General features: G+C 61.4%; 21 protein-coding genes and 1 pseudogene. 13 read left to right on the forward strand and 9 right to left on the reverse strand.

Translation table 11 applies throughout. The features are described 5' to 3' along the window. Positions 1–11: 11 nt before the first annotated feature. From GGD53_RS08415 to GGD53_RS08440, 6 genes are all read right to left on the reverse strand, one after another. Positions 12–1,067 (reverse strand): alpha/beta fold hydrolase, encoded by a 1,056-nt coding sequence (locus GGD53_RS08415; protein WP_184455017.1) that lies wholly within the window; start codon positions 1,065–1,067, stop codon positions 12–14. A 110-nt stretch (positions 1,068–1,177) separates the two neighbouring features. Next, positions 1,178–1,792 carry a tetratricopeptide repeat protein gene (locus GGD53_RS08420; RefSeq protein ID WP_184455018.1) on the reverse strand — a complete coding sequence of 205 codons (615 nt, stop codon included), beginning with the start codon at positions 1,790–1,792 and terminating at the stop codon, positions 1,178–1,180. Between the two features lie 107 nt (positions 1,793–1,899). After that, complete coding sequence (gene ykgO / locus GGD53_RS08425; protein ID WP_003582204.1) at positions 1,900–2,025, reverse strand: type B 50S ribosomal protein L36; 126 nt, start codon at positions 2,023–2,025, stop codon at positions 1,900–1,902. A gap of 164 nt (positions 2,026–2,189) precedes the next feature. Further along, positions 2,190–3,266, reverse strand: a complete 1,077-nt coding sequence (locus GGD53_RS08430; RefSeq protein WP_184455019.1) for a 5-(carboxyamino)imidazole ribonucleotide synthase — start codon at positions 3,264–3,266, stop codon at positions 2,190–2,192. Continuing rightward, entirely contained in the window at positions 3,263–3,757 is a 495-nt protein-coding gene (gene purE, locus GGD53_RS08435) for a 5-(carboxyamino)imidazole ribonucleotide mutase (protein ID WP_064811306.1), read from the reverse strand. The genes GGD53_RS08430 and purE overlap by 4 nt, the downstream gene beginning before the upstream one ends. Before the next feature lie 16 nt (positions 3,758–3,773). Beyond that, positions 3,774–3,977, reverse strand: a complete 204-nt coding sequence (locus GGD53_RS08440) for a YdcH family protein (protein WP_010028538.1) — start codon at positions 3,975–3,977, stop codon at positions 3,774–3,776. Between the two features lie 228 nt (positions 3,978–4,205). On the opposite strand from GGD53_RS08440, the gene GGD53_RS08445 reads away from it, so the two are divergent. Further along, positions 4,206–4,379, forward strand: a complete 174-nt coding sequence (locus GGD53_RS08445; protein WP_064804872.1) for a YdcH family protein — start codon at positions 4,206–4,208, stop codon at positions 4,377–4,379. Between the two features lie 188 nt (positions 4,380–4,567). On the opposite strand, the gene GGD53_RS08450 is transcribed toward GGD53_RS08445, so the two are convergent. After that, positions 4,568–4,828 carry an ArsR/SmtB family transcription factor gene (locus GGD53_RS08450; protein ID WP_003552646.1) on the reverse strand — a complete coding sequence of 87 codons (261 nt, stop codon included), beginning with the start codon at positions 4,826–4,828 and terminating at the stop codon, positions 4,568–4,570. A gap of 67 nt (positions 4,829–4,895) precedes the next feature. Beyond that, the gene (locus GGD53_RS08455) at positions 4,896–5,660 is read right to left on the reverse strand and encodes a sulfite exporter TauE/SafE family protein (protein ID WP_184455020.1); all 765 of its coding nucleotides are present in this window, start codon (positions 5,658–5,660) and stop codon (positions 4,896–4,898) included. A gap of 108 nt (positions 5,661–5,768) precedes the next feature. Between GGD53_RS08455 and GGD53_RS08460 the strand changes: the two genes are divergently transcribed. Both GGD53_RS08460 and GGD53_RS08465 read left to right on the forward strand, forming a co-directional pair. Beyond that, positions 5,769–6,422: a thiamine phosphate synthase gene (locus GGD53_RS08460; protein WP_184455021.1), complete on the forward strand. Its 654-nt coding sequence runs from the start codon at positions 5,769–5,771 to the stop codon at positions 6,420–6,422. Positions 6,423–6,432: 10 nt separating this feature from the next. Continuing rightward, the gene (locus tag GGD53_RS08465; RefSeq protein ID WP_184455022.1) at positions 6,433–7,515 is read left to right on the forward strand and encodes a tetratricopeptide repeat protein; all 1,083 of its coding nucleotides are present in this window, start codon (positions 6,433–6,435) and stop codon (positions 7,513–7,515) included. Between the two features lie 126 nt (positions 7,516–7,641). Here the strand turns inward: GGD53_RS08465 and GGD53_RS08470 are convergent, their stop codons facing one another. Continuing rightward, positions 7,642–9,384, reverse strand: coding sequence for a chemotaxis protein (locus tag GGD53_RS08470; RefSeq protein WP_184455023.1), 1,743 nt, complete (start codon positions 9,382–9,384; stop codon positions 7,642–7,644). A 339-nt stretch (positions 9,385–9,723) separates the two neighbouring features. Here GGD53_RS08470 and GGD53_RS08475 point away from each other — a divergent pair, with 339 nt between their 5' ends. The 10 genes and pseudogenes from GGD53_RS08475 (at position 9,724) to GGD53_RS08520 (ending at position 20,370) form a co-directional block, all read left to right on the forward strand. Beyond that, a complete protein-coding gene (locus GGD53_RS08475; protein WP_184455024.1) occupies positions 9,724–10,053 on the forward strand; it encodes an STAS domain-containing protein in 330 nt (109 codons plus the stop codon). Then, positions 10,050–10,418 (forward strand): response regulator, encoded by a 369-nt coding sequence (locus GGD53_RS08480; protein WP_184455025.1) that lies wholly within the window; start codon positions 10,050–10,052, stop codon positions 10,416–10,418. Before GGD53_RS08475 ends, GGD53_RS08480 begins: the two co-directional genes overlap by 4 nt. After that, positions 10,415–12,466: a chemotaxis protein CheA gene (locus GGD53_RS08485; protein ID WP_184455026.1), complete on the forward strand. Its 2,052-nt coding sequence runs from the start codon at positions 10,415–10,417 to the stop codon at positions 12,464–12,466. Before GGD53_RS08480 ends, GGD53_RS08485 begins: the two co-directional genes overlap by 4 nt. Continuing rightward, positions 12,463–12,973: pseudogene (locus GGD53_RS08490) on the forward strand (chemotaxis protein CheW). The gene GGD53_RS08485 and the pseudogene GGD53_RS08490 overlap by 4 nt, the downstream one beginning before the upstream one ends. Before the next feature lie 31 nt (positions 12,974–13,004). Further along, positions 13,005–14,708, forward strand: coding sequence for a methyl-accepting chemotaxis protein (locus GGD53_RS08495; RefSeq protein WP_184455027.1), 1,704 nt, complete (start codon positions 13,005–13,007; stop codon positions 14,706–14,708). A 266-nt stretch (positions 14,709–14,974) separates the two neighbouring features. Further along, entirely contained in the window at positions 14,975–16,900 is a 1,926-nt protein-coding gene (locus GGD53_RS08500) for a methyl-accepting chemotaxis protein (protein ID WP_184455028.1), read from the forward strand. A 2-nt stretch (positions 16,901–16,902) separates the two neighbouring features. Further along, positions 16,903–17,379, forward strand: coding sequence for a chemotaxis protein CheW (locus GGD53_RS08505; RefSeq protein ID WP_184455029.1), 477 nt, complete (start codon positions 16,903–16,905; stop codon positions 17,377–17,379). A 27-nt stretch (positions 17,380–17,406) separates the two neighbouring features. Further along, on the forward strand, positions 17,407–18,264 hold the full coding sequence (locus GGD53_RS08510; RefSeq protein ID WP_184455030.1) for a CheR family methyltransferase: 858 nt from the start codon (positions 17,407–17,409) through the stop codon (positions 18,262–18,264). Between the two features lie 8 nt (positions 18,265–18,272). Next, positions 18,273–19,370 carry a protein-glutamate methylesterase/protein-glutamine glutaminase gene (locus GGD53_RS08515; protein WP_184455031.1) on the forward strand — a complete coding sequence of 366 codons (1,098 nt, stop codon included), beginning with the start codon at positions 18,273–18,275 and terminating at the stop codon, positions 19,368–19,370. A gap of 199 nt (positions 19,371–19,569) precedes the next feature. Then, positions 19,570–20,370 carry an inositol monophosphatase family protein gene (locus GGD53_RS08520; protein WP_085779364.1) on the forward strand — a complete coding sequence of 267 codons (801 nt, stop codon included), beginning with the start codon at positions 19,570–19,572 and terminating at the stop codon, positions 20,368–20,370. The last annotated feature ends 104 nt before the right edge of the window (positions 20,371–20,474 follow it).

The following is a 20,474-nucleotide window of genomic DNA, read 5'->3' on the forward strand; positions in this document are numbered from 1 at the left end:
CGCCGGAGAGATCAGACGCCGTGGAGAGCCCCGGGCATGAGCGACGGCTGGATTTGGATCGCCTGATCGCGGAGAGAGGCGGCGAGCCTCTCTTCGGCGCGGCGGGCGGCCGCCTGCAGATCGCGTGGCGCCCCGGCGATCTTTTCCAGGGCGGCGATGGCGACGTCGGTGGCGAGATAATCCGGCTTGTGACCGACGCCGCCGACTGTAACGAGTTCGGAGCCTGGTATATCGCGGGCGAGGCCGCGCGAATGCAGGTGTTCCCAGACGATCTCGTCGCGGTCGCCTGTGATGATGACGGTCGGCGCGGTGATCTGCGAATAGAGCGGCGACTGCTCCTTCACATAGGCGAGCAGTCTTTTGAAATCGGCGGCATTGTTGTGGAAGGTGCGCGGCCGCAGCACCAGCGACGGGCCGGTTTTTTCAATGTAGTCGGCAGGGCGTGGATTGGGACGGAAGACATTCAACGTGCCGCGCTCCAGCCGGCTCAGTCCAAGCGGAACGACGATGGCGTGGTTGAAGAGCCAACCGATGACGGGCACGGTCGCCACATGATAATACCAGTCGATGCCGCCGGGCCACGGATGGGTGGCCGGCGCGAGGAAGAGCAGGCCGGCGGTCTTATCCGCGTGGCGCAGGCCGAAGGCGGCGGTGATCGCACCGCCGAAGGAATGGCCGACGATGATCGCCTTCTCGATGCCGCGCTTTTCCATCAGTCGGGCGATTGCATCGGCCTGGCCCGAGGGTACCGCGTTCTCAGGGCCGCCGCGTTCGGAATAACCGTGCCCGGGACGATCGACGAACAGCATTTCCGCCCGGCCTTCGAGCGGCGCGCGAAAGGCGACGAGCTGATCGAGCAGATTGCCGCTGGCGCCGTGAATGAAGACGAGCGCCGGCAGATCCGCATGTTCGGGACGCTCGACATGGACGGCGTTCATGCGGTAGCCGCCGACATCCGTCAATTCGCCGATATTCGGATAGATCTGTTCGAATTGCCGCGCCTTGTAAGAGGAGTAACCGATGGCGGCGGCGAGCGGGGCGAGAAGAGCGGAAACTTCGGCAAGCATGATCTTAACGGCGACAATCGATGGATTTTGCGGGGGACGGTCGTGTCAAATTCCCTCGACAGTTCTGAAATTGTGCGCTCTGGCCGCAGATCAAGCTCGTTGAAGCGGTTTCAGGTTCGATTGCCGGCGAGTTTTTCCGCAAGCATGTTGACCTGCTCCTGCGCGGTGCGATCGGCGGGATAGATATCGAGGAACCGTTCCCAAGCCTTCAGGGTCAATTGATCATTGCCGGAATTGCTGAGGATCGCGGCCATGCCGGAGAGCGCGCCGAAATGGCGCGGCTCGATATTCAGCACATGCTCGATGTCGGACATCGACTTGCGGTAATTGCCCATGACGAAATTCAGCGTGGCGCGGCGATTCCAGCTCTCGGCATAATCGGGCTTGAGGGCAATCGCCTCGTCGAGGAAATCGAGAGCGGCGGGATTGCGCTTTTCCTCGATCGCCTTGTCGGCCCATTGCATCAGCAGGTTCACGGTCGCACTGCCGGAATCATTCCATTCCAGACGAATTTCATTGGCGATGCTGCTGGCCTTATCAGGATCACGCTCGCGCTTCAGCTGGCTGAAGAGCTGATCGAGACGTTGCTTCGGCGAACTATTGGCATCCTTCCGCTCGACAATGACGTTCTTTTCCGCCGCGGCGGCCGGAAACGGGGAGGTGGAAAGGATGAAGGCGAGCGGCAGCACCGCTGACGTCAAAGCAAAAAAGCGCATGGCGGACATATTAGTCCGCCAGCGCCGAAGATCAAACAAATTAGACGTGATCACCGCAGCGAACACCGGATGTCCGTCGGCGCAATCTGCGCGGCGCACGATCCGGATTCGCGCAATCAGCCCTGGCGAGCCTTGTAGCGCGGGTTCAGCTTGTTGATGATGTAGATGCGGCCCTTGCGACGAACCAGACGGTTGTCACGGTGACGAGCCTTGAGCGACTTGAGCGAATTCTTGATCTTCATTTTTCTGATCCGCGATCTCTATGGGGGAATTCACATTCGCCCGTAACTTTAACAATCAAAAGCGCGCCGTCGGGGCGCGCTCTTTAGGTGGGGGTGCAGATACCTCGTCACCTCCAGCGTGTCAACCACGTGACGGTGTTTTTCCCAGGCAGCAGGAGCGTTTCTCACTGCGAAACCGGCAATTTCGGCGCCAATGTCGTGACATGACCCATCTTGCGGCCGGGGCGCCACTCGCTCTTGCCATAGAGATGAACCAGCGTGTCGGGACGCTGCAGCCAGTCGCGAACGGCAAGGATATCGTCGCCGACCAAATTCTGCATGACGCAGTCGGAGTGCCGCTCGCCATTGCCGAGCGGCAGGCCGGCAACAGCGCGGATATGCTGCTCGAACTGGCTGACGACGCAGGCGGCTTCCGTCCAGTGACCGGAATTGTGGACGCGCGGCGCCATCTCGTTGGCGACCAGGCCGCCATCGGCGAGCACGAAGAATTCGATGCCGATCACGCCGACATAGTTCAACGCGGCGAGAATCTTTTCGGCCGATTGACGCGCGGCCTCCGCTGTCGTCGCCGAGATTGCGGCCGGAACGGTCGAGGTGTGGAGGATGCCGTTGCGGTGGACATTCTCGGCGGGATCGAAGCAGACGACCGTCCCATCCGCGGCACGCGCCGCGATGATCGAGACCTCGCGCTCGAAGTCGACGAAGCTCTCGAGGATGAGCGGCACGGCCCCGAGCGCGGCATAGGCGCCGTCAGGATTGTCGGCGGGCGAGCGGAAAACCTTCTGCCCCTTGCCGTCATAACCGAGCCGGCGGGTCTTCAGTACGCCCTGGCCGCCGAAATCGTTCAGCGCGGTTTCGAGATCGGCCTGGCTGTCGACCGCATGAAAGCGAGCGGTTGATATGCCGCAGCCGTTGAGGAAGCGTTTTTCGACAAGCCGATCCTGGGCGGCCTCAAGCGCCTTGGCAGGCGGATACACGGCGATGCTTGCCGAGAGCGCTTCGGCGGCTGCGACGGGCACGTTTTCAAATTCGTAGGTGACGACGTCGCAGGTGTCTGCCAGTTCGGCCAGTGCCGCCGGATCGTCATAGGCGGCGACGATCTGCCGGTTCGCCAGTTGGGCGGCGGGGCAGTCGAGCTGCGGCTCGAGGACGACAGTGCGGAAATTCAATCTGGCGGCGGCGATGGCCAGCATGCGGCCGAGCTGGCCGCCGCCGACAATGCCGATTGTTCCTATGGTCATTGGTCGTCCATTGGATATTCGGCGACGGCAGCACTCTGGCGCTCGCGCCATTCGTCGAGCCTGTCGGCAATCTCTTCGTCGGAAAGGGCCAGCACGGCAGCGGCGAGAAGAGCGGCGTTGACCGCACCCGCCTTGCCTATGGCGAGGGTCCCAACCGGAATGCCGGCCGGCATCTGCACGATGGAAAGAAGGCTGTCCTGGCCGGACATGGTCTTCGACTGGACCGGCACGCCGAACACCGGCAGCGGCGTCATCGATGCTGTCATGCCCGGCAGGTGTGCTGCGCCGCCAGCACCGGCGATGATGACCTTGAAGCCTTCCGCACGCGCGCCCTTGGCGAAATTCATCATGCGCTCGGGCGTACGGTGCGCTGAGATGATGCGCGCATCATAAGCGATTTCCAGCGCTTCCAGCGTGTCAGCCGCATTCTTCATGGTCTCCCAATCGGATTGGCTGCCCATGATGATGGCGACGAGGGGTCTATCTGTCATCCTGCGGCCGTTCCTTTCAGGCAATGATATCGGGAACGATCTGGTCTTCCAGCTTGGAGAGCTTGTCCTTAATAACGAGCTTCTTCTTCTTCATGCGCTGGATTCGCAGAGCGTCGCATCCGGTCTCGATCATGGCGTTGATCGCAGCGTCGAAATCCTCGTGCTCCTGGCGCAGACGCGCCACCATGAGCCTGATTTCCGCCTGTTCCTGATCGGCCATATGCATTCCCCGTTATCGTCCTCGGACCTTGTCCGATCTGCCGATGATTTCCGCAAGCTCCTATCACCAAATACGGGTAACGGCTAGTTAGTCTTGATCATGAATTTGCCATCTCTTCTTCATCTTTTGGCCTTCGACAAGCCGTCAAAAATATGTCACAGTCCGCCCCGTTGACACCTTGATCCCCGACGACGATGGTCGGGGAGGGTAAGAGGAAGGAAGGGTCAAATGACAGTTGAAGCTCATCTTGAATCACTCCACAAAAAGCATGTCGCTCTTGAGGAGGAGTTGCATGCACTCAGAACAGCTCCCTCGATCTCCGATACAGAAATTGCCGAATGCAAGCGCCGCAAGCTGCGCATCAAGGACGAGATTCAGCGTCTCAAGTCATCCGTCCATTAATCTTCCCAAGGGTCGCCGGTCGATCATCTTGCGCACGAGGTAAATCCATCCATTCCGCCTAAAATTTGCAAGAACCGGTGATTACACCAGAATTGCGCCAGCCCGATGCTTTGTGACGTCGCGGCTGGCGCGTTTGCGTCTGCTTGCAGCAATGGCGTGATAATGAGTGCGTCAGGGCATCATGGGAGTCAGGCCCAGAACTGATCCAGCCACAGATTGAGCTTGTCAAAGCCGCGGTTGTTGACCGCATAGATGCGTTTCGTACCTTCCGATGTCACGGAGACAAGATTGCTGTCGAGCAGTGCCTTCAGGTGCTGCGAGACAGCGGGACGACTGATCGGCAGCCCCTCGGCAAGCTCATTGACCGTCCGCGGCGCGCGCCGCAATTCCTCCAGCAGAAAGCGCCGGTTCGGGTCGGCAATCGCAGAGAAAGGGTCCGTGTTCGACATGGCAGAAACGCTACGTCAAACCGGCCGTTGCAGCAAGGAAATTGTGCATTGCAGCGTGCTGCCGCGCTTACCAGCCGAGGCCTTCGCGCATGATCAGAAGGGCCGCGATCAGCGCCATCGTATACATGAAGGGATAAAAGATCTGCGGCTTCATGCGCCGCACGCACCAGGCGCCGGCAAGAGTGGCGACCGGCGCGAAAGGCAAGAGCGTGGCGGAGGTCGCAAGGTTCTGTGTGTCGAGCTGGCCAAGGGCAAAGTAGGGAATGAGCTTGATGGCGTTGAGGATTGCGAAGAAGCGCACGCTGGTGCCGGTATATTCGCGCGGCTCCAGTTTGAGCGGTAGGGCATAGATCTGGAACGGCGCTCCGCCGGCATGGGCAACGAAGCTGCCATAACCGGAAAACGTTCCCCAGAGACCGGCGGCGACCGGCCGCTGTCCACGCGGCGGGACCGTCTTGCCGGCGCCCGGGCCGAAATTGTTCCAGAAATAGCGCAGGCAGAAGAGGATCGTCACCGCGCCGATGACGACGCGCAGGACGTTGCCGGGAACGAGCGCCGAGGTTGCCCAGCCGAGGGCTATGCCGAGAATTGCGCCCGGCAGCATGATCTTCAGCGTCGCCCAATCGCCATGCCTGCGCCAGATGACGAGCGAGATCATGTCCATGAAGACCAGGATCGGCAGCAGGATCGCCGCCGCTTCGAGCGGCGAGACGACGAGGGCGAGAAAGGGCAGGCCGATCAGCGACAAAGCGTCGCCCATGCCGCCTTTTGCGAGGCCGACAAGCAGAACCGCGGGCACGGCGGCATAGTAGAATGACAAGTCCTGCGGCATGCTTTCGACGTCCTCCTCTTGCAAGCCTCCTCTAACGGAACTACTCACACAAAACGAGTGCGGATCCGTCCTTTCGAGAAGGGAATTCGCAGGAAACGGAAAGACCTCATGACCGAAGCCGAAAACCGCTGCCGCCTGGTGCTCATCGTCCCTGATATCGCCGACGCCGATGAACAGGCAAGAATCGTCGCCGATGCGCTGAAGGGCGGCGATGTCGCCTCCGTCATCATGCCGCAATACGGGCTCGACGACGGCGCCTTCCAGAAACATGCCGAAAAGCTTGTGCCGGTGATCCAGGATGCGGGGGCCGCCGCGCTGATTGCAGGCGATAGCCGTGTGGCGGGACGGGCGAAGGCCGATGGCCTGCATATAACCAGCAGCGCGCAGGCACTGTCGGAGGCGATCGACAAACACGCTCCGAAGCTGATCGTCGGCGGCGGCAATGCGAGCGACCGGCACAATGCGCTGGAGATCGGCGAAGTCAGGCCGGATTATATCTTCTTCGGCAAGCTCGATGGGGATATCAAGCCGGAGGCGCATCCCAAGAACCTTGCGCTCGGCGAATGGTGGGCCTCAATGATCGAAATCCCCTGCATCGTCATGGGCGGCACCGATCCGGCGTCGGCTCTTGCCGTCGCCGAGACCGGAGCAGAGTTCGTGGCGCTGCGGCTGGCGGTATTCGGGGAGCCCGGCCGAGCGCCGTCCATCGTTGCCGAGATCAATGCTCTGCTTGACGAAAAAGCGCCACGGTTTGAGGATTGAAATCCCGCTCATGCCGATCCTGCTCGTCCGCCCTTTGAAATATCTGCTTGCCAGCATGGTCGCCCTCACCGCGGGCGGATCTGATATCGCCGTGGCGCAGGCACCGGACAGTGTCATCAGCCAGCCGGACACTGCGCCGGCGTCAAGCTTTCGCACCGATCGGCTCACCAACGGGGACGTGAAGCCCTCGGACGGTGTCGGCGTTTTCGATCGCATGGGCGCGAAGCTGCCCGACCTCCCGCCTGAGAAGGATTACAAAGGGCCGATCGACGAGGCCTACGGCGCCTATCAGCGCGGTTATTATCTGACGGCGATGGACAAGGCGCTGCCGCGCGCCCAACTCGGCGATCCGGCGGCGCAGACGCTAATCGGCGAAATCCTCTCGCAAGGCCTCGGCGTCAAGAAGGATGTGAAAGGCGCTGCCTTCTGGTACGGCAAGGCGGCCGAGGGCGGCGATCCTGCGGCGATGTTCAAATATGCGCTGATGCTGATGGAAGGCCAGGGTGTGCCGCGCGACAAGGTCAAAGCCGACGACTATATGCGCAAGGCGGCCGAGGCCGGCAATCCTTCGGCCGAATTCAACTGGGCGCAGATTGTTGTCGCCGACAATCCCGGCGAAAAGGGGCTGAAGCTCGCGCTGCCGTTCTACGAGAAATCGGCCGAGCAGGGCATTGCCGATTCGCAATATGCCGTGGCGCAGATCTATGCGACGCTGAAGGACCTGCCGGAGGAAAAGAAGCAACTCGCCCGCGAGTGGATGGCGCGCGCCGCGCGCGCCGGCTTCGACACGGCCGAGCTCGATCTCGGCATCTGGCTCGTCAACGGCGTCGGTGGCCCCAAGGATTACGTCAAGGGTTTCGAATGGCTGAAACTTGCCGCCAATGGCGGCAATGTCGTTGCGCAGAACAAGCTCGCCCATCTCTACATCAACGCCATCGGCACGCCGCCGAATCCGATCGAGGCGGCGAAGTGGTATGTGTTGTCGCGCCGTGCCGGGCTTGCCGATCCTGCGCTCGAGGATTTCTATCTCGGGATCGAGGACGATCAGCAGAAGGCGGCGATCGATGCCGCCAACAAATTCCGGCGGCGATAGCCGCCGCACGTTTCATTTTCTAAAGCATGTCGTGATCTTTCAGATTCGCTTATCATGCTTTCGGTCTTTGTTTTTCTGCATGCCTTTATCGCAAAACAACCGCTGCACAGTTTTGCGAGACATGCTCTAGAAAAGCGCGTCGGCGAAAAGATCCTCGTCGTTTTCGGCTTTGGTGGTCTCGGCGGGCGCTGGAATGCTCTCCTCGCTTGCCTGGATGATGTCGCGATGAATGTTGCGCTCCTGGACCATCGTGTAGAGCTTGAAGATCTTGCGGTCGAGCGGTGCGATGGCCTCCGCGAGATCGGAGATATCGGCGACATCGGTGCCGGCTACGTCTTCGAGCACATCGGCGCAGCGGGCAAGGACATCGCCGAGTTCGTGCTGAAAGTCGAGCTTGCCGATCAGCAGGCCGATCTTGGTGGCGACCTCGCGGCCGTTCTCGGCGAGCACCTTCAGCTCGTTTTCCATGACGTTGGCCGCGGAACGGATGTTGCCGACGGCCGAGGTCAGGCTCTCGCCCAGTCCGCCGGCCGCGGCGTCCGTGGCGGGAGCCAAGCGCCCGGCGGCGGCTTCGAGCGCCGGCAGGCCGTTGACGATGGCGTCGGCGGATTCATCGAGTTTGCCGGCGAAGATGCGCAGCTCGGCGGTGACGACGTTGATCGATTTGCCTTCCTCGCCAAGCCGGCTGCAGCGCAGATTGGTGTTCAAGGCCATGTAATGGATGTCGGTCCTGACGACGCGGATATTGACGATGGCTTCGGAAAGCTTGGCGGCCGTGCCGATCGTCGAATGGCTTACCTGGTCAGCCTGCCGGCTTGCCGTGTCGACCTGCTTGACGATCTCGTGGGCGGCGGAAACGCTGGATTCCAGCGCGCGCATGAAATTGCCGCCGGCTTCGCCGCTTTCCGCGCCCATTTGATCGCGCAGTTTGAGGATTTCCCGCATGTCGTGGTCGAAACTCGCAATCGTCTTGACGACGTTCTCCGAATCCCGCTGGAAATTGACACACATGTCGCTCATCTGCGCCGCGGTCAGATGGTGAACGACATTCTGGAGACGCTGGCGCGCATCGGCATCGAGCTTGGCGCCATCTTCGCCGGCGAGGAAATCTTCAAGCAGCGAAAAGGTTGCCTGTACATGTTCGATGCGCTGACGGGTGATATCGCCGATCTGCAGGGCCGATAGAGTCGAGCTGACCTTGCTCTGGACGCCGCGTGCGATTGCGCCGACCTCACGGGCGATGACCCCGAGGTTTTTGCGATGTTCGGCGATCTTGGCGGCATCATCGCGCAGGGCTCGGGCGACGGCGGGAACGGTATCGGCGTAACCTTTGGAGACGTTGGCCCCGAAGGAGGCGGCGAGTTTGACCTCTTTCTCGAGGCTGTCGAGATGAGCGGCGAAGCGATTGACCTCGTCGGTGCCCGAATAGATACGTTCCAAAATCTCCTGCGCAAATCCGGCGAATTCGGCAAGGCCGGCGCCGGTGATCTTTACGGTCACGGCAAAGGTTCTGAGATAACGCATCGTCTCCTGCATGTCGGCGACGTGCTTGCGCAGTTCCCTGCCGGTTTGCGCCAGCGAGACGAGCGCCTGCTGGCGGTTTTCCTCGGTGACCGGCAATGCAGTCAGGCTTTCCACTGTAGCACGGAGATCGGCGCTGGTGTCGCTCGCCTCGTTGTTATCGAGTGCATTGGCGACGCTTTCGAGCGACTTCAGCAGGCGGTTGAGGACATCCATCACCGACAGCAGCACCGACCCGCCCTCGAGAAAACGCTCCTCGACTTGGCTGCGGGCGGATTCCAGGATCTGACTGATCTCCCGCCCCGGTGTGTAGGCTGCAGCGTTGGATGTTACCAGAGCGTGTGCCACATCTATACCTTTTCTTAAAACGCAGGCCATTTGACTCTATTTTTACGGGCAGAATGGAAATGTCCGGTAAACGCGCCAGACTCGCCTGCGTTGTGATTAATGAAAGGTGTGAGACAAGGCTTTCGGTGCGGCGCATGCCAAGTGAGATCATTTAAGATTTTGTTCTCATTCTATTTATTTCTAAGCTTAGAGAGAAGGATACAACTTATTCTCGATAAGAATTAGGAGTCGCGGAATGCGCTTCACGTCGGTTTTCTACAACCTGTGTTTACGCTGCATTAACGTTGTCGTGAGAGTCCTCTTAGGGTCGAAAGTATTTCTCGGGCCTAGGAGGCTGCATTGGATACTCAGAGTCAATATTGTGAATCTATAACTTTGCCAGCCCTGCTAAACATTCGGCACGCGGCTGAATTACACACCAAGCTCATTGGCGCATTTCGTAGTAAAGATACCATCCTGTTTAGCATTCCTGCTGATGCTGAAGCTGATTTGAGTTTCATCCAACTTATAGAAGCGGCGCGTCGTCAAGCAAAAGTCGCCGGAAAGACGCTCAACCTTTCTTCTCCCGCCAGCGGCTCCGTGCTGAAGGTACTTGAGCGTGCCGGTTTCATCGAATCTTTCGATCAAGAAGACTTAAAGTTCTGGTTGCATAAAGAGGTGACATTATGAGTGCCAACATCCTGACGGTAGACGATTCCGCCAGCATCCGTCTGACTACAAAGGTCACGCTGACCAATGCCGGCTACAGCGTCACCGAAGCGGTCAACGGGGCGGAAGGCCTCATGGCAGCCAAGGGCAGCAGCTTCGATCTGATCGTGACTGATCTCAACATGCCCGTCATGGACGGGCTGACGATGATCGAGGAATTGCGCAAGCTGCCGGCGCAGACCGGTGTTCCGATTGTCTTTCTAACGACGGAATCCGACGCCGATCTCAAGGCACGTGCCAAGGCTGCCGGCGCGACTGGCTGGCTGACCAAGCCGTTCGACCCAGAAAGTCTCGTGAAGATCGTGAAGAAGGTCCTCGGAAGATGAGTACGCTCGACCCCGTCGCCGTATTCCGCATGGAGGCTGCCGAATGCCTCGAAGCGATCGAGGCCGGTCTTCTCGACCTCACTCACCAACTCGACAATAAGGATCTCGTCGACGCGGTATTCCGCGGGCTTCACACGCTCAAGGGATCGGGCGCGATGTTCGGTTTCGAGGCGCTCGCCGCCTTCACCCATCATTGCGAAACGGCCTTCGACCGCGTCCGAAAGGGCGAGGTCGCGGCGACCAGCGAACTCGTCGCCGCCGTTCTCGCCGCCCAGGACCATATGCGTGCCCTCGTTGACCAACCCGACGCCGATCACGGCGACACCGGGCACAAGCTTCTGGCACAGCTGCAGGCCGCGGTCGGCGCCAAGGCTGCGGCGCTCGCCACAGCGACAGCCGGCGTCGCAGCGCCCGCGCAAGAGGCGTCGGCGGAGAAGACGAAGAACAGCTGGCGCATCCGCTTCAGCCTGCCGGCCAATTCGATGGCCAACGGCACCAATCCGCTCGGTCTGCTGGACGAACTGCGCGATCTCGGCGAATGCACCGTGCGCGCCGACACCTCGGCCATTCCGCCTCTCGACGAGCTCACGCCGACGGAACTCTATATTTCCTGGGATGTGACGCTGATGAGCGAGCAGGACCGTTCGGCGATCGACGACGTCTTCATCTTCGTGCTCGACGACATGGAACTCAGCGTCGAGGAGATCGACGGCGCGGCAGCGGCAACGGCCGCTCCGGCTGAAACAACGCCGCCGCCTGCCGCTGCCGCCTCAGCACCACCACCGCCTGTCCCGGCGGCCGCCGTGCCGGAATTCCGTCCCGTCGAAGCGGTTCCCGTCAAGCGTGAGGCACCCGCCGCCAGCCAGGCGAAGGCAGCAGAGAACGTGCGCGTTCCGGCAGAGCGCTTGGACGAACTGATGGACCGCGTCGGGGAGCTCGTCATCGCGCAATCGCGTCTCAGCCAGCTCGCCAGCGCCAGCACCGATATTGCATTGCGCTCCGTCTCGGAAGAAATCGAACGTCTGTCCGGCGAATTGCGCGACACGATGATGGTGCTGCGCATGGTGCCGGTTGCGACCCTCTTTTCCCGCTTCCGCCGCCTCGTCCACGATCTTGCCCGCGAGACCGGCAAGGTGATCGAGCTGGTGATGGAGGGCGAGAGCACCGAGGTCGACAAAACGGTGATCGAGCGGCTGGCCGATCCGCTGGTGCACCTGGTGCGCAACTCGATCGATCACGGCCTCGAAATGCCCGCCGACCGCCTTACCGCCGGCAAGGCCAAGGCCGGCACGATAACGCTTTCGGCCCGTCAGGCCGGTGGCGAGGTGATTATCTCGATCAAGGACGATGGCCGCGGCATCAACCGTGAACGGGTCCGCGCCAAGGCGGAATCCTCGGGCCTCATCCATCCGGGCCAACCGCTTTCGGACCCCGAGCTCTTGCAACTGATCTTTGCTCCCGGCTTTTCGACAGCCGCCGCGATTACCAATCTGTCTGGCCGCGGCGTCGGCATGGACGTGGTCAAGAAGACGGTTGAAGAGCTTCGCGGCGCAATCGATATCGTCAGCGCGCCCGGACAGGGTTCGGAAGTGTCGCTGCGCATTCCGCTGACGCTTGCAATTATCGACGGCCTGCTGGTGCGTGTCGGTGCCGGCCGTTACGTCATCCCGCTTTCGGCCGTCGAGGAATGCCTCGAACTGTCGCTCGAGGAGGATCTGCGCTCGCGTGGCCGCAGCTTCATCTCGCTGCGCGACAGCCTGGTGCCGTTCCTGCGCCTGCGCGATCTTTTCCGCACCGGCACGAAACCCGATGTGCACCAGAAGGTCGTCGTCATCTCGACCGGAACCGAGCGCGTCGGCCTCGTCGTCGACCAGATCATCGGCGACCACCAGACGGTCATCAAGTCGATGTCGAAACTGCACAATGACGTGGCAACCTTTTCGGGCGCCACCATTCTCGGCGACGGCAGCGTCGCTCTCATTCTCGACGTCGGGCACCTGGTTGCCGCGGGTCAGCAACAGGAGGCGCAATTGCGGGTAGCAGGATGAGTGCAACAGCAACAGCCGAGCGTTTCGACAATCATTGGAGCTATGCCGAGGAAGTCGAGGTCCTGACTTTCGATCTCAACGGCGAGACCTTCGCGCTGGAAGCGGTCATCGTCCAGGAAATCCTGGATCTGCTTCCGGAGACGGCGGTGCCGGGCAGTCAGCCCTTCGTCGCCAGCGTCATCAACTTCCGCGGCAAGGTCATTCCGCTCGCCGACCTGCGTCTCGCCTTCGGGATGGAGGCGGCGGAGGCAACGATCGACAGCCGTTTCATCGTGATCGAGATCGATCTCCAGGGCGAGCCGACGCTCGTCGGCCTCAGAACCGACAAGGTGAACGAGGTGACGACGCTCGCAAAATCCGCGAGCGAGGCGCCACCGAGCGTCGGCATGCGCTGGCGCGCCGACTACATCAACTGCCTGGTGAAGAGGGGTGGAGAGTTCATCATTCTCCCGAATCTGCAGGCAATTTTTTTCATCGCGACATGACGCGGCGGGGGCCGTCAATTGACGGCAGATAAATCCAAGAGGGGTTTGGGACGATGAGACTGACAATCAAGACGAAACTGGTGACGGCGTTCACCTTTATTATTCTCATGTTATTGGGCACCGCCGCTTATGGCATTTTCAGCCTTGGATCACTGAACGATACGATTGGCAATCTTCTTGCCGGCCCGGCAGCCCGCCTCGATCTTGCGCAGCAGATCAACATCGCGCAGCTCGAAGCCATTCGCCAACAGAAGAACCTGCTCACTGCCCGTGGCGCCGATGAAGCGGCCGCCGCAATCGACAAGGGCAACGCGGCTCGCAAGGAATTCAGTGATGCCTTCAATCAAGTGCTGACGCTTGCCACGGAAGAAGGCAAGGCGCGTTGGGCTCGTATTGCCGAATTTTCGAAGTCCTTCAACGCAGCCGACGACCAGATCCGCGACTACGTCAAGAGCGGCAACGCGGAAGGCGCAAATAACGTCTCCATCACGACGGCGCGGGCTGCCGCCAACGGGATTGACTCGACACTCGCCGAGATTCTGTCGCTTGAAAAGCAGCGCATGAAGGCCGCCGACGCCGATGCCGACGCGCAGTATGGGACGACACGCACGACGATGATCGCCGTCGCTGCCGTTGCACTGCTGATCGCCGCGATCACCGCCTTCTGGATCGCCAGCACGATCAGCAAGGGCCTCAGCCGCGCCAACACCGTGGTTCGCGAAGTGTCTGAAGGCGACCTGACGAAAATGGCCGATATTACGAGCCATGACGAAATCGGCGAGCTTCTGGGTAATGTCAATGTCATGATCGAACGCCTGCGGGGCGTCGTCGCCGACGCGATCTCGGCCGCCGAGAACGTCTCGTCCGGCAGCCAGCAGCTTTCGGCAAGTTCCGAACAGGTGTCGCAGGGCGCGAGCGAGCAGGCAGCTTCTGCCGAAGAGGCGTCCGCCTCAATGGAGGAGATGGCCGCCAACATCAAGCAGAATGCCGACAATGCCGCCCAGACGGAGAAGATCGCCCGTCAATCCGCTAAGGATGCGGAAGCCAGCGGCGAAGCGGTAACCCGTGCTGTCGATGCCATGCGCACGATCGCCGAGAAGATTAGCATCGTGCAGGAAATCGCCCGTCAGACCGATCTGCTTGCCCTCAACGCGGCGGTGGAAGCAGCACGCGCCGGCGAACACGGCAAGGGTTTCGCGGTCGTCGCCTCGGAGGTGCGCAAGCTGGCCGAACGCAGCCAGTCGGCAGCTGCCGAAATCAGCTCGATGTCGAGCGATACCGTCAAGGCCGCCGCCGATGCCGGCGAGATGCTCGGCCGCCTGGTGCCCGACATCCGCAAGACAGCGGAACTCGTTTCTGAGATCAGTGCCGCCTGCCGCGAGCAGGATATCGGCGCATCTCAGATCAATGAGGCGATCCAGCAGCTCGACAAGGTGACGCAGCAGAATGCCGGCGCCTCGGAGCAGATGTCGGCAACGTCGGAAGAACTTGCCTCGCAGGCGGAAGAACTGCAGACGTCGATCGCCTTCTTCAAGGTCGATACGACCGGCAGCACGCGGCCCGGCGCCCAGAAGACGCCGTCGAAAGGCCCAGCCAAGGTGGCCAAGGCCCCGGCCCGCAAGCCTGCGCCGCAGGTCCAAAGCCAGGGCCGCGGTCAGACGGTTTCGGCTCAGCAGCAGCGTCTCAAGGGCTTTGCGCTCGATATGTCGATGGGCGGTCCGGACGCCAGCGACGACGATTTTCGGGAAAGCGCCTAGGCGCTTCCTGGGGACGTGCATAGCGTTCCCCCGGCGAGGCAGCTGAGCGCCTCCGCCCTCATCGGATATCTCGGGCCGCTCCGTTGGCCCGAGGTGAAAATATCCCCAACGCGTGTAGGCGTTGGCGCTGCGACGATAGATGTCCGGCTGCCGGGAAGTGAATGCAGTCGCTTTCCCTCTTTCAGACACGTCACTCTGAAGTTCGGCGTTCCCGGATCGGAACGTCTCTCTATCCAATCGTTTTGGCGCATAAAATGGGGTATCACATGCGTTTCACTATCAAACTGAAATTGGGTCTCGCTTTCGGGATCATGACGCTGCTGTTGATCGGCATTGCAGTTTACGGAAGCTTCAGCCTCGGCACATTGAACGAGGCGAGCGGCAACATGATCGACGGCCCGATGCGCCGGCTGGAACTGGCGCTGAACGCCAACATCGCCGAAGTTAACGCCATTCGGGCTCAAAAGAACGCGCTGCTTTCCACCGATCCGGACACGGCCGCCGGTTTCTACAGAGAGGCCGATCAGAATCTGCAGGCCATGTTCGACGCTGTCGACGCCGGCTTGGCCATCGCCTCTCCGGAAGGCAAGCCGCATTGGGAGAAGTTGCGGAGCGTTGGCGGGAAATTCCGCGAGAAGTCTGCCGAGCTGCAGCAAGTCGATGTCAGGGGTGACAAGGCAGGCGCGCTGGCGCTTTCACTTGGCGATCTCCGGGCGATGACCGGCGACATGGGCGACGCGATTGCCGCCCTTGCCGAGATTCAGCGCAAAGGCATGCAAGCGACCGATCAATCGAACAGCGATCTCTACAACTCGACCAAGCTCATCCTCACCGCGGCATCCGGGATCGCCGTGCTCGTGGCGCTCGGCGCCGCATTGTGGATCACGCTCGGCATCAACAATGGTCTGAGGAAGATCATGAGCGTCGCAAACGCCGTGGCAATCGGCGATCTTAATCAGAAGGTCGACGTCAGGACCAACGACGAAATCAAGGATCTCATCGATACGGTCAACACCATGACCGCCAATCTGCGCGCGACAGCCGCCCTTGCCGACCAGATCTCTATGGGTGATCTGACCACCGATGCCAAGCCGCTCTCGGACAAGGACACGCTCGGGATTGCGATGCAGAGCATGATTTCCAACCTCAGGACTACGGCGGGGATTGCCAACCAGATCGCCAATGGCGATCTCACCGTGTCTCCGAAGCCGCTCTCCGACAAGGATGCACTGGGCCTTGCCCTGGAGCAGATGGTCGAGCGGTTGCGCGGTGTGGTTGCGGACGCGATTTCGGCCGCCGAGAACGTCTCCTCCGGCAGCCAGCAGCTCTCGGCAAGTTCCGAGCAGGTCTCGCAGGGGGCTACCGAGCAGGCGGCTTCGGCCGAAGAAGCTTCCGCTTCGATGGAGGAGATGGCCTCCAACATCAAGCAGAATGCCGACAATGCCGCCCAGACGGAAAAGATCGCGCGTCAATCCGCCAAGGATGCGGAAGCCAGCGGCGAAGCCGTCTCCCGCGCGGTCGATGCCATGCGCACGATCGCCCAGAAGATTAGCATCGTGCAGGAAATCGCCCGTCAGACCGATCTGCTTGCCCTCAACGCGGCGGTGGAAGCCGCTCGTGCGGGTGAACACGGCAAGGGTTTCGCGGTCGTCGCCTCGGAGGTGCGCAAGCTGGCCGAACGCAGCCAGTCAGCCGCCGCCGAAATCAGTTCGATGTCGAGCGATACCGTGACGGCCGCCCAAGAAGCTGGCGAGATGCTCGGCCGCCTGGTGCCCGACATTCGCAAGACGGCGGAGCTGGTTTCCGAGATCAGCGCCGCCTGCCGCGAGCAGGATATCGGCGCATCTCAGATCAACGAAGCGATCCAGCAGCTCGACAAGGTAACGCAGCAGAATGCCGGCGCTTCGGAGCAGATGTCGGCAACGTCGGAAGAACTTGCCTCGCAGGCGGAAGAACTGCAGACGTCGATCGCCTTCTTCAAGGTCGATATGGCGGGTGGGCATCGTGAACGGGCGCCGGCCACCAGGATGACAGTTCGCAATCCCACTCCCGCTGCGGCCCGAAAGCAGACCGCCAAGAAGCCGGCCGGCGGCAGCGTCGCCGCTCAGCAGGCGCGCGTGAAGGGCTTCGCTCTCGATCTCTCCATGGGCGGTCCCGATGAGGGGGACGCCGAATTCAAGGAAAGCGCCTGATCATGGCTGCGACATCTCTGGAAGCGCAATTCGTGACCTTCAGCCTCGGCGACGAAATTTTCGCCGTGCCGGTCGAGGTCGTGCGGGAAATCCTCGACTATGCGGAAGCGTTCAAGATTCCGAATGGTCCAGACTATCTGCTCGGACTGCGCGACGTGCGCGGGCAGGGCGTGCCGACGATCGATCTTCGATTGAAGCTCGGCATGACGAAGACCGTGCCGACGCCGCATACGCGGGTGCTCGTCCTCGACGTGCCGATGGAAAACCGGCTGCTCACTCTCGGCCTCGTCGCCGATCGCGTCTTCGAGGTCACGCCGTTCCGGCGTGACCAGATCGAGGCGGCACCCGATATCGGCGTGCGCTGGCGCTCGGACTATATTGCAGGTGTCGTTCGCCGGGAAAACGGCTTCGTCGTCATTATCGATCTCGCGCGGCTTTTGTCGCGCGAGGACGCCTCGGCTCTGCAATCGGCGGCCTGACCCTGCATTAACGGAGTACTGCGTTCCATGAGTGTGGCAGCAATGGCGGAAACCCAATTGCCGGGCGACCGGATCAGCAAGCGCAATTTCGACAAGCTTGCCCGGTTCATCTACGATTATAGCGGCATCAAGATGCCGCCGACCAAGCTGACGATGCTCGAAGGGCGGCTGCGACGCCGCCTTCGTGCGACCAATCATTCGAGCTTCGACGATTATTGCGACTTCCTGTTCGATCATGATGGGCTTGCCCAGGAAACCGTCTACCTGATCGACGTGGTGACGACCAACAAGACCGACTTTTTCCGGGAAGCCAAGCATTTCGACTACCTGCAGACCGTGGCGTTGCCGGCGATCGCCAATAGCGGCGTGCGCACCATCCGCACCTGGAGCTCGGCCTGTTCTACGGGGGCCGAACCCTATACGATGGCGATGGTCCTGGCGGAATTCGCGGAAGGCCGCAATGACGTTTCCTATAGCGTGCTGGCCACCGATCTTTCCACCGACGTGCTGCAGACGGCGCGCCGCGGCATCTATCCGGAAGACCTGATTGCGCCCGTGCCGCGCGACCTGCAGCGCAAATATGTGCTGGTCGCCAAGCAGCCGGGCCGCAAGGAGGTGCGCATAAGCCCGAAGCTGCGCAGCAGGGTGGGGTTTGCACGGATGAACCTGATGGACGACAAATATCAGGTTGGCGACTTGATGAACGTCATCTTCTGCCGCAACGTGCTGATCTACTTCGACAAGCAGACTCAGGCGGGCGTGCTCAACCGCCTCTGCAATTGCCTGGCGAAGGGCGGCTACATGTTCATCGGCCACTCCGAGTCGATCACCGGTTTTGACCTGCCGCTGAAACAGGTTTCGAACACGGTGTTTCAGCGTATCTAGAGGCGTTTATGCGCAAGAAAATCCGCGTTCTCATCATCGATGATTCTGCCAGCGTCCGGCAGACGCTGGCCCATGTGCTGGAGCAGGATCCCGATATCGAGATCATGGCGGTGGCGTCCGATCCTTTCGTGGCGGCGCGCAGGCTGCTGGACGAGGTTCCCGATGTCATCACGCTCGACGTGGAGATGCCGCGCATGGACGGCATCACCTTCCTGCGCAAGCTGATGGCGCAGCGGCCGATCCCGGTCGTGATGTGCTCGTCGCTGACGGAGGCGGGTTCGGAAACGCTGATTCAGGCGTTGGAGGCGGGCGCCGTCGACGTCATCCTGAAATCGAAGATCGGCGCCGCCGACAGCCTTGCCGACGACGCCATGCGCATTCGCGAAGTCGTCAAGAGCGCCTCGCAGGCGCGACTTTCCATCGTGCGCCGCGCCGCGGGAACCATTCGTTCCGCTTCCGCCGAAGGGCCGGCCAAGAAGCTGACGGCTGATGCCATGCTGCCGCCGCCGACGGGGCGGGCGATGGCGAAGACGACGGAGATGGTCGTCTGCGTCGGCGCCTCTACCGGCGGCACCGAGGCACTGCGCGAATTCCTGGAGGAACTGCCGGCCAATGCGCCCGGCATGGTGATCGTCCAGCATATGCCGGAGAAATTCACTGCCGCCTTCGCCAAACGCCTGAACGGGCTCTGCGAGGTCGAGGTCAAGGAAGCCGTTGACGGCGATCCGGTGCTGCGCGGCCACGTGCTGATCGCGCCCGGCGACAGGCACATGCTGCTCGAGCGCCAGGGTGCGCGCTATCATGTGAGCGTGAAGACCGGGCCGCTGGTCTCCCGCCACCGGCCTTCCGTCGATGTGCTCTTCCGTTCGGCGGCGCGTTCGGCCGGCTCGAACGCCATGGGGATCATCATGACGGGTATGGGCGACGACGGTGCGCGCGGCATGCTGGAGATGCATGAAGCCGGCGCCTATACGGTGGCCCAGGACGAGGCGAGTTCGGTTGTCTTCGGCATGCCGAAGGAGGCGATTGCCAAAGGCGGGGTCGACCGCATTCTGCCGCTCGATCAAATCGCCCGCGAAGTCCTAATAACGCAACAGAAGTTCTGAGGCCGGTTTCAGTTCGGATGGCAAATAAGGGCGGCCCTTTTCAGGCCCGCGGGCAGCCATGCGTGCCTCCCCTTGAAATTTCCGCGATTTTGTGGTCTTGAGGCCGCCAATCTTTGCAGCGCTGCCTGTCATGCATGTTCAGGGACATTTCCCGCCCCTGGCAGCGCGCGTCCCGTATCAGTCCCAAGGAAATGCGCCGATGGCCCGTTCAGCTCTTCTCAATGTCATGGTTCAGGCTGCCCTCAAGGCAGGAAAATCGCTGGGGCGCGATTTCGGCGAAGTTCAGAACCTGCAGGTTTCGGTGAAGGGACCGGGCGATTTCGTTTCCGCCGCCGACCGCAAGGCCGAAAAGATCGTCAGGGAAGAGCTGATGAAGGCGCGGCCGACCTATGGCTTCCTCGGCGAGGAAAGCGAAGAGATCAAGGGCACCGACGGCGCGCATCGCTGGATCGTCGACCCGCTCGACGGCACGACGAACTTCCTGCACGGCATCCCGGCCTTCGCCGTTTCGATTGCGCTCGAGCGCAATGGCGAGATCGTTGCCGCCGTCGTCTTCAATCCGGCGACCGACGAACTTTATACTGCCGAGCGCGGCGGCGGCGCCTTCCTCAATGACCGGCGCCTGCGCGTCGCTGCGCGCCGCGTGCTGTCGGATTGCGTCATCGGCTGCGGCGTGCCCGCGCTCGGCAAGCGCAATCACGGCAAGTTCCTGGTCGAACTGCGCCACGTGATGGGCGAAGTGGCCGGCATCCGCCGCCTGGGCGCGCCGACCCTCGATCTCGCCCACGTCGCCGCCGGACGTTTCGACGGCTTCTGGGAGGCGGAGCTTGCGCCCTGGGACATGGCAGCCGGTATCCTGCTCATCCGCGAGGCCGGCGGCTTCGCCACCGATTGGGATGGCGGCACGGCCATTCTGGAGGGCGGCGCGATCGTCGCCGGCAACGAACACGTCCACAAGGCGCTGATCGAGGTCATCAAGCGGCCGATTCCCGCCAAGTGAGCCTATGAAAAACCGGCTGTTGTAAAGTCACGGTTTTCGCCTCGGCATACTTCAATTCGGCACAATGTTGCTCTAGTCTCCGCCAGCAATGAGTTCGGAGGCTG

The organism is Rhizobium aethiopicum, assembly GCF_014197535.1.
GTDB lineage: Bacteria > Pseudomonadota > Alphaproteobacteria > Rhizobiales > Rhizobiaceae > Rhizobium > Rhizobium aethiopicum_A.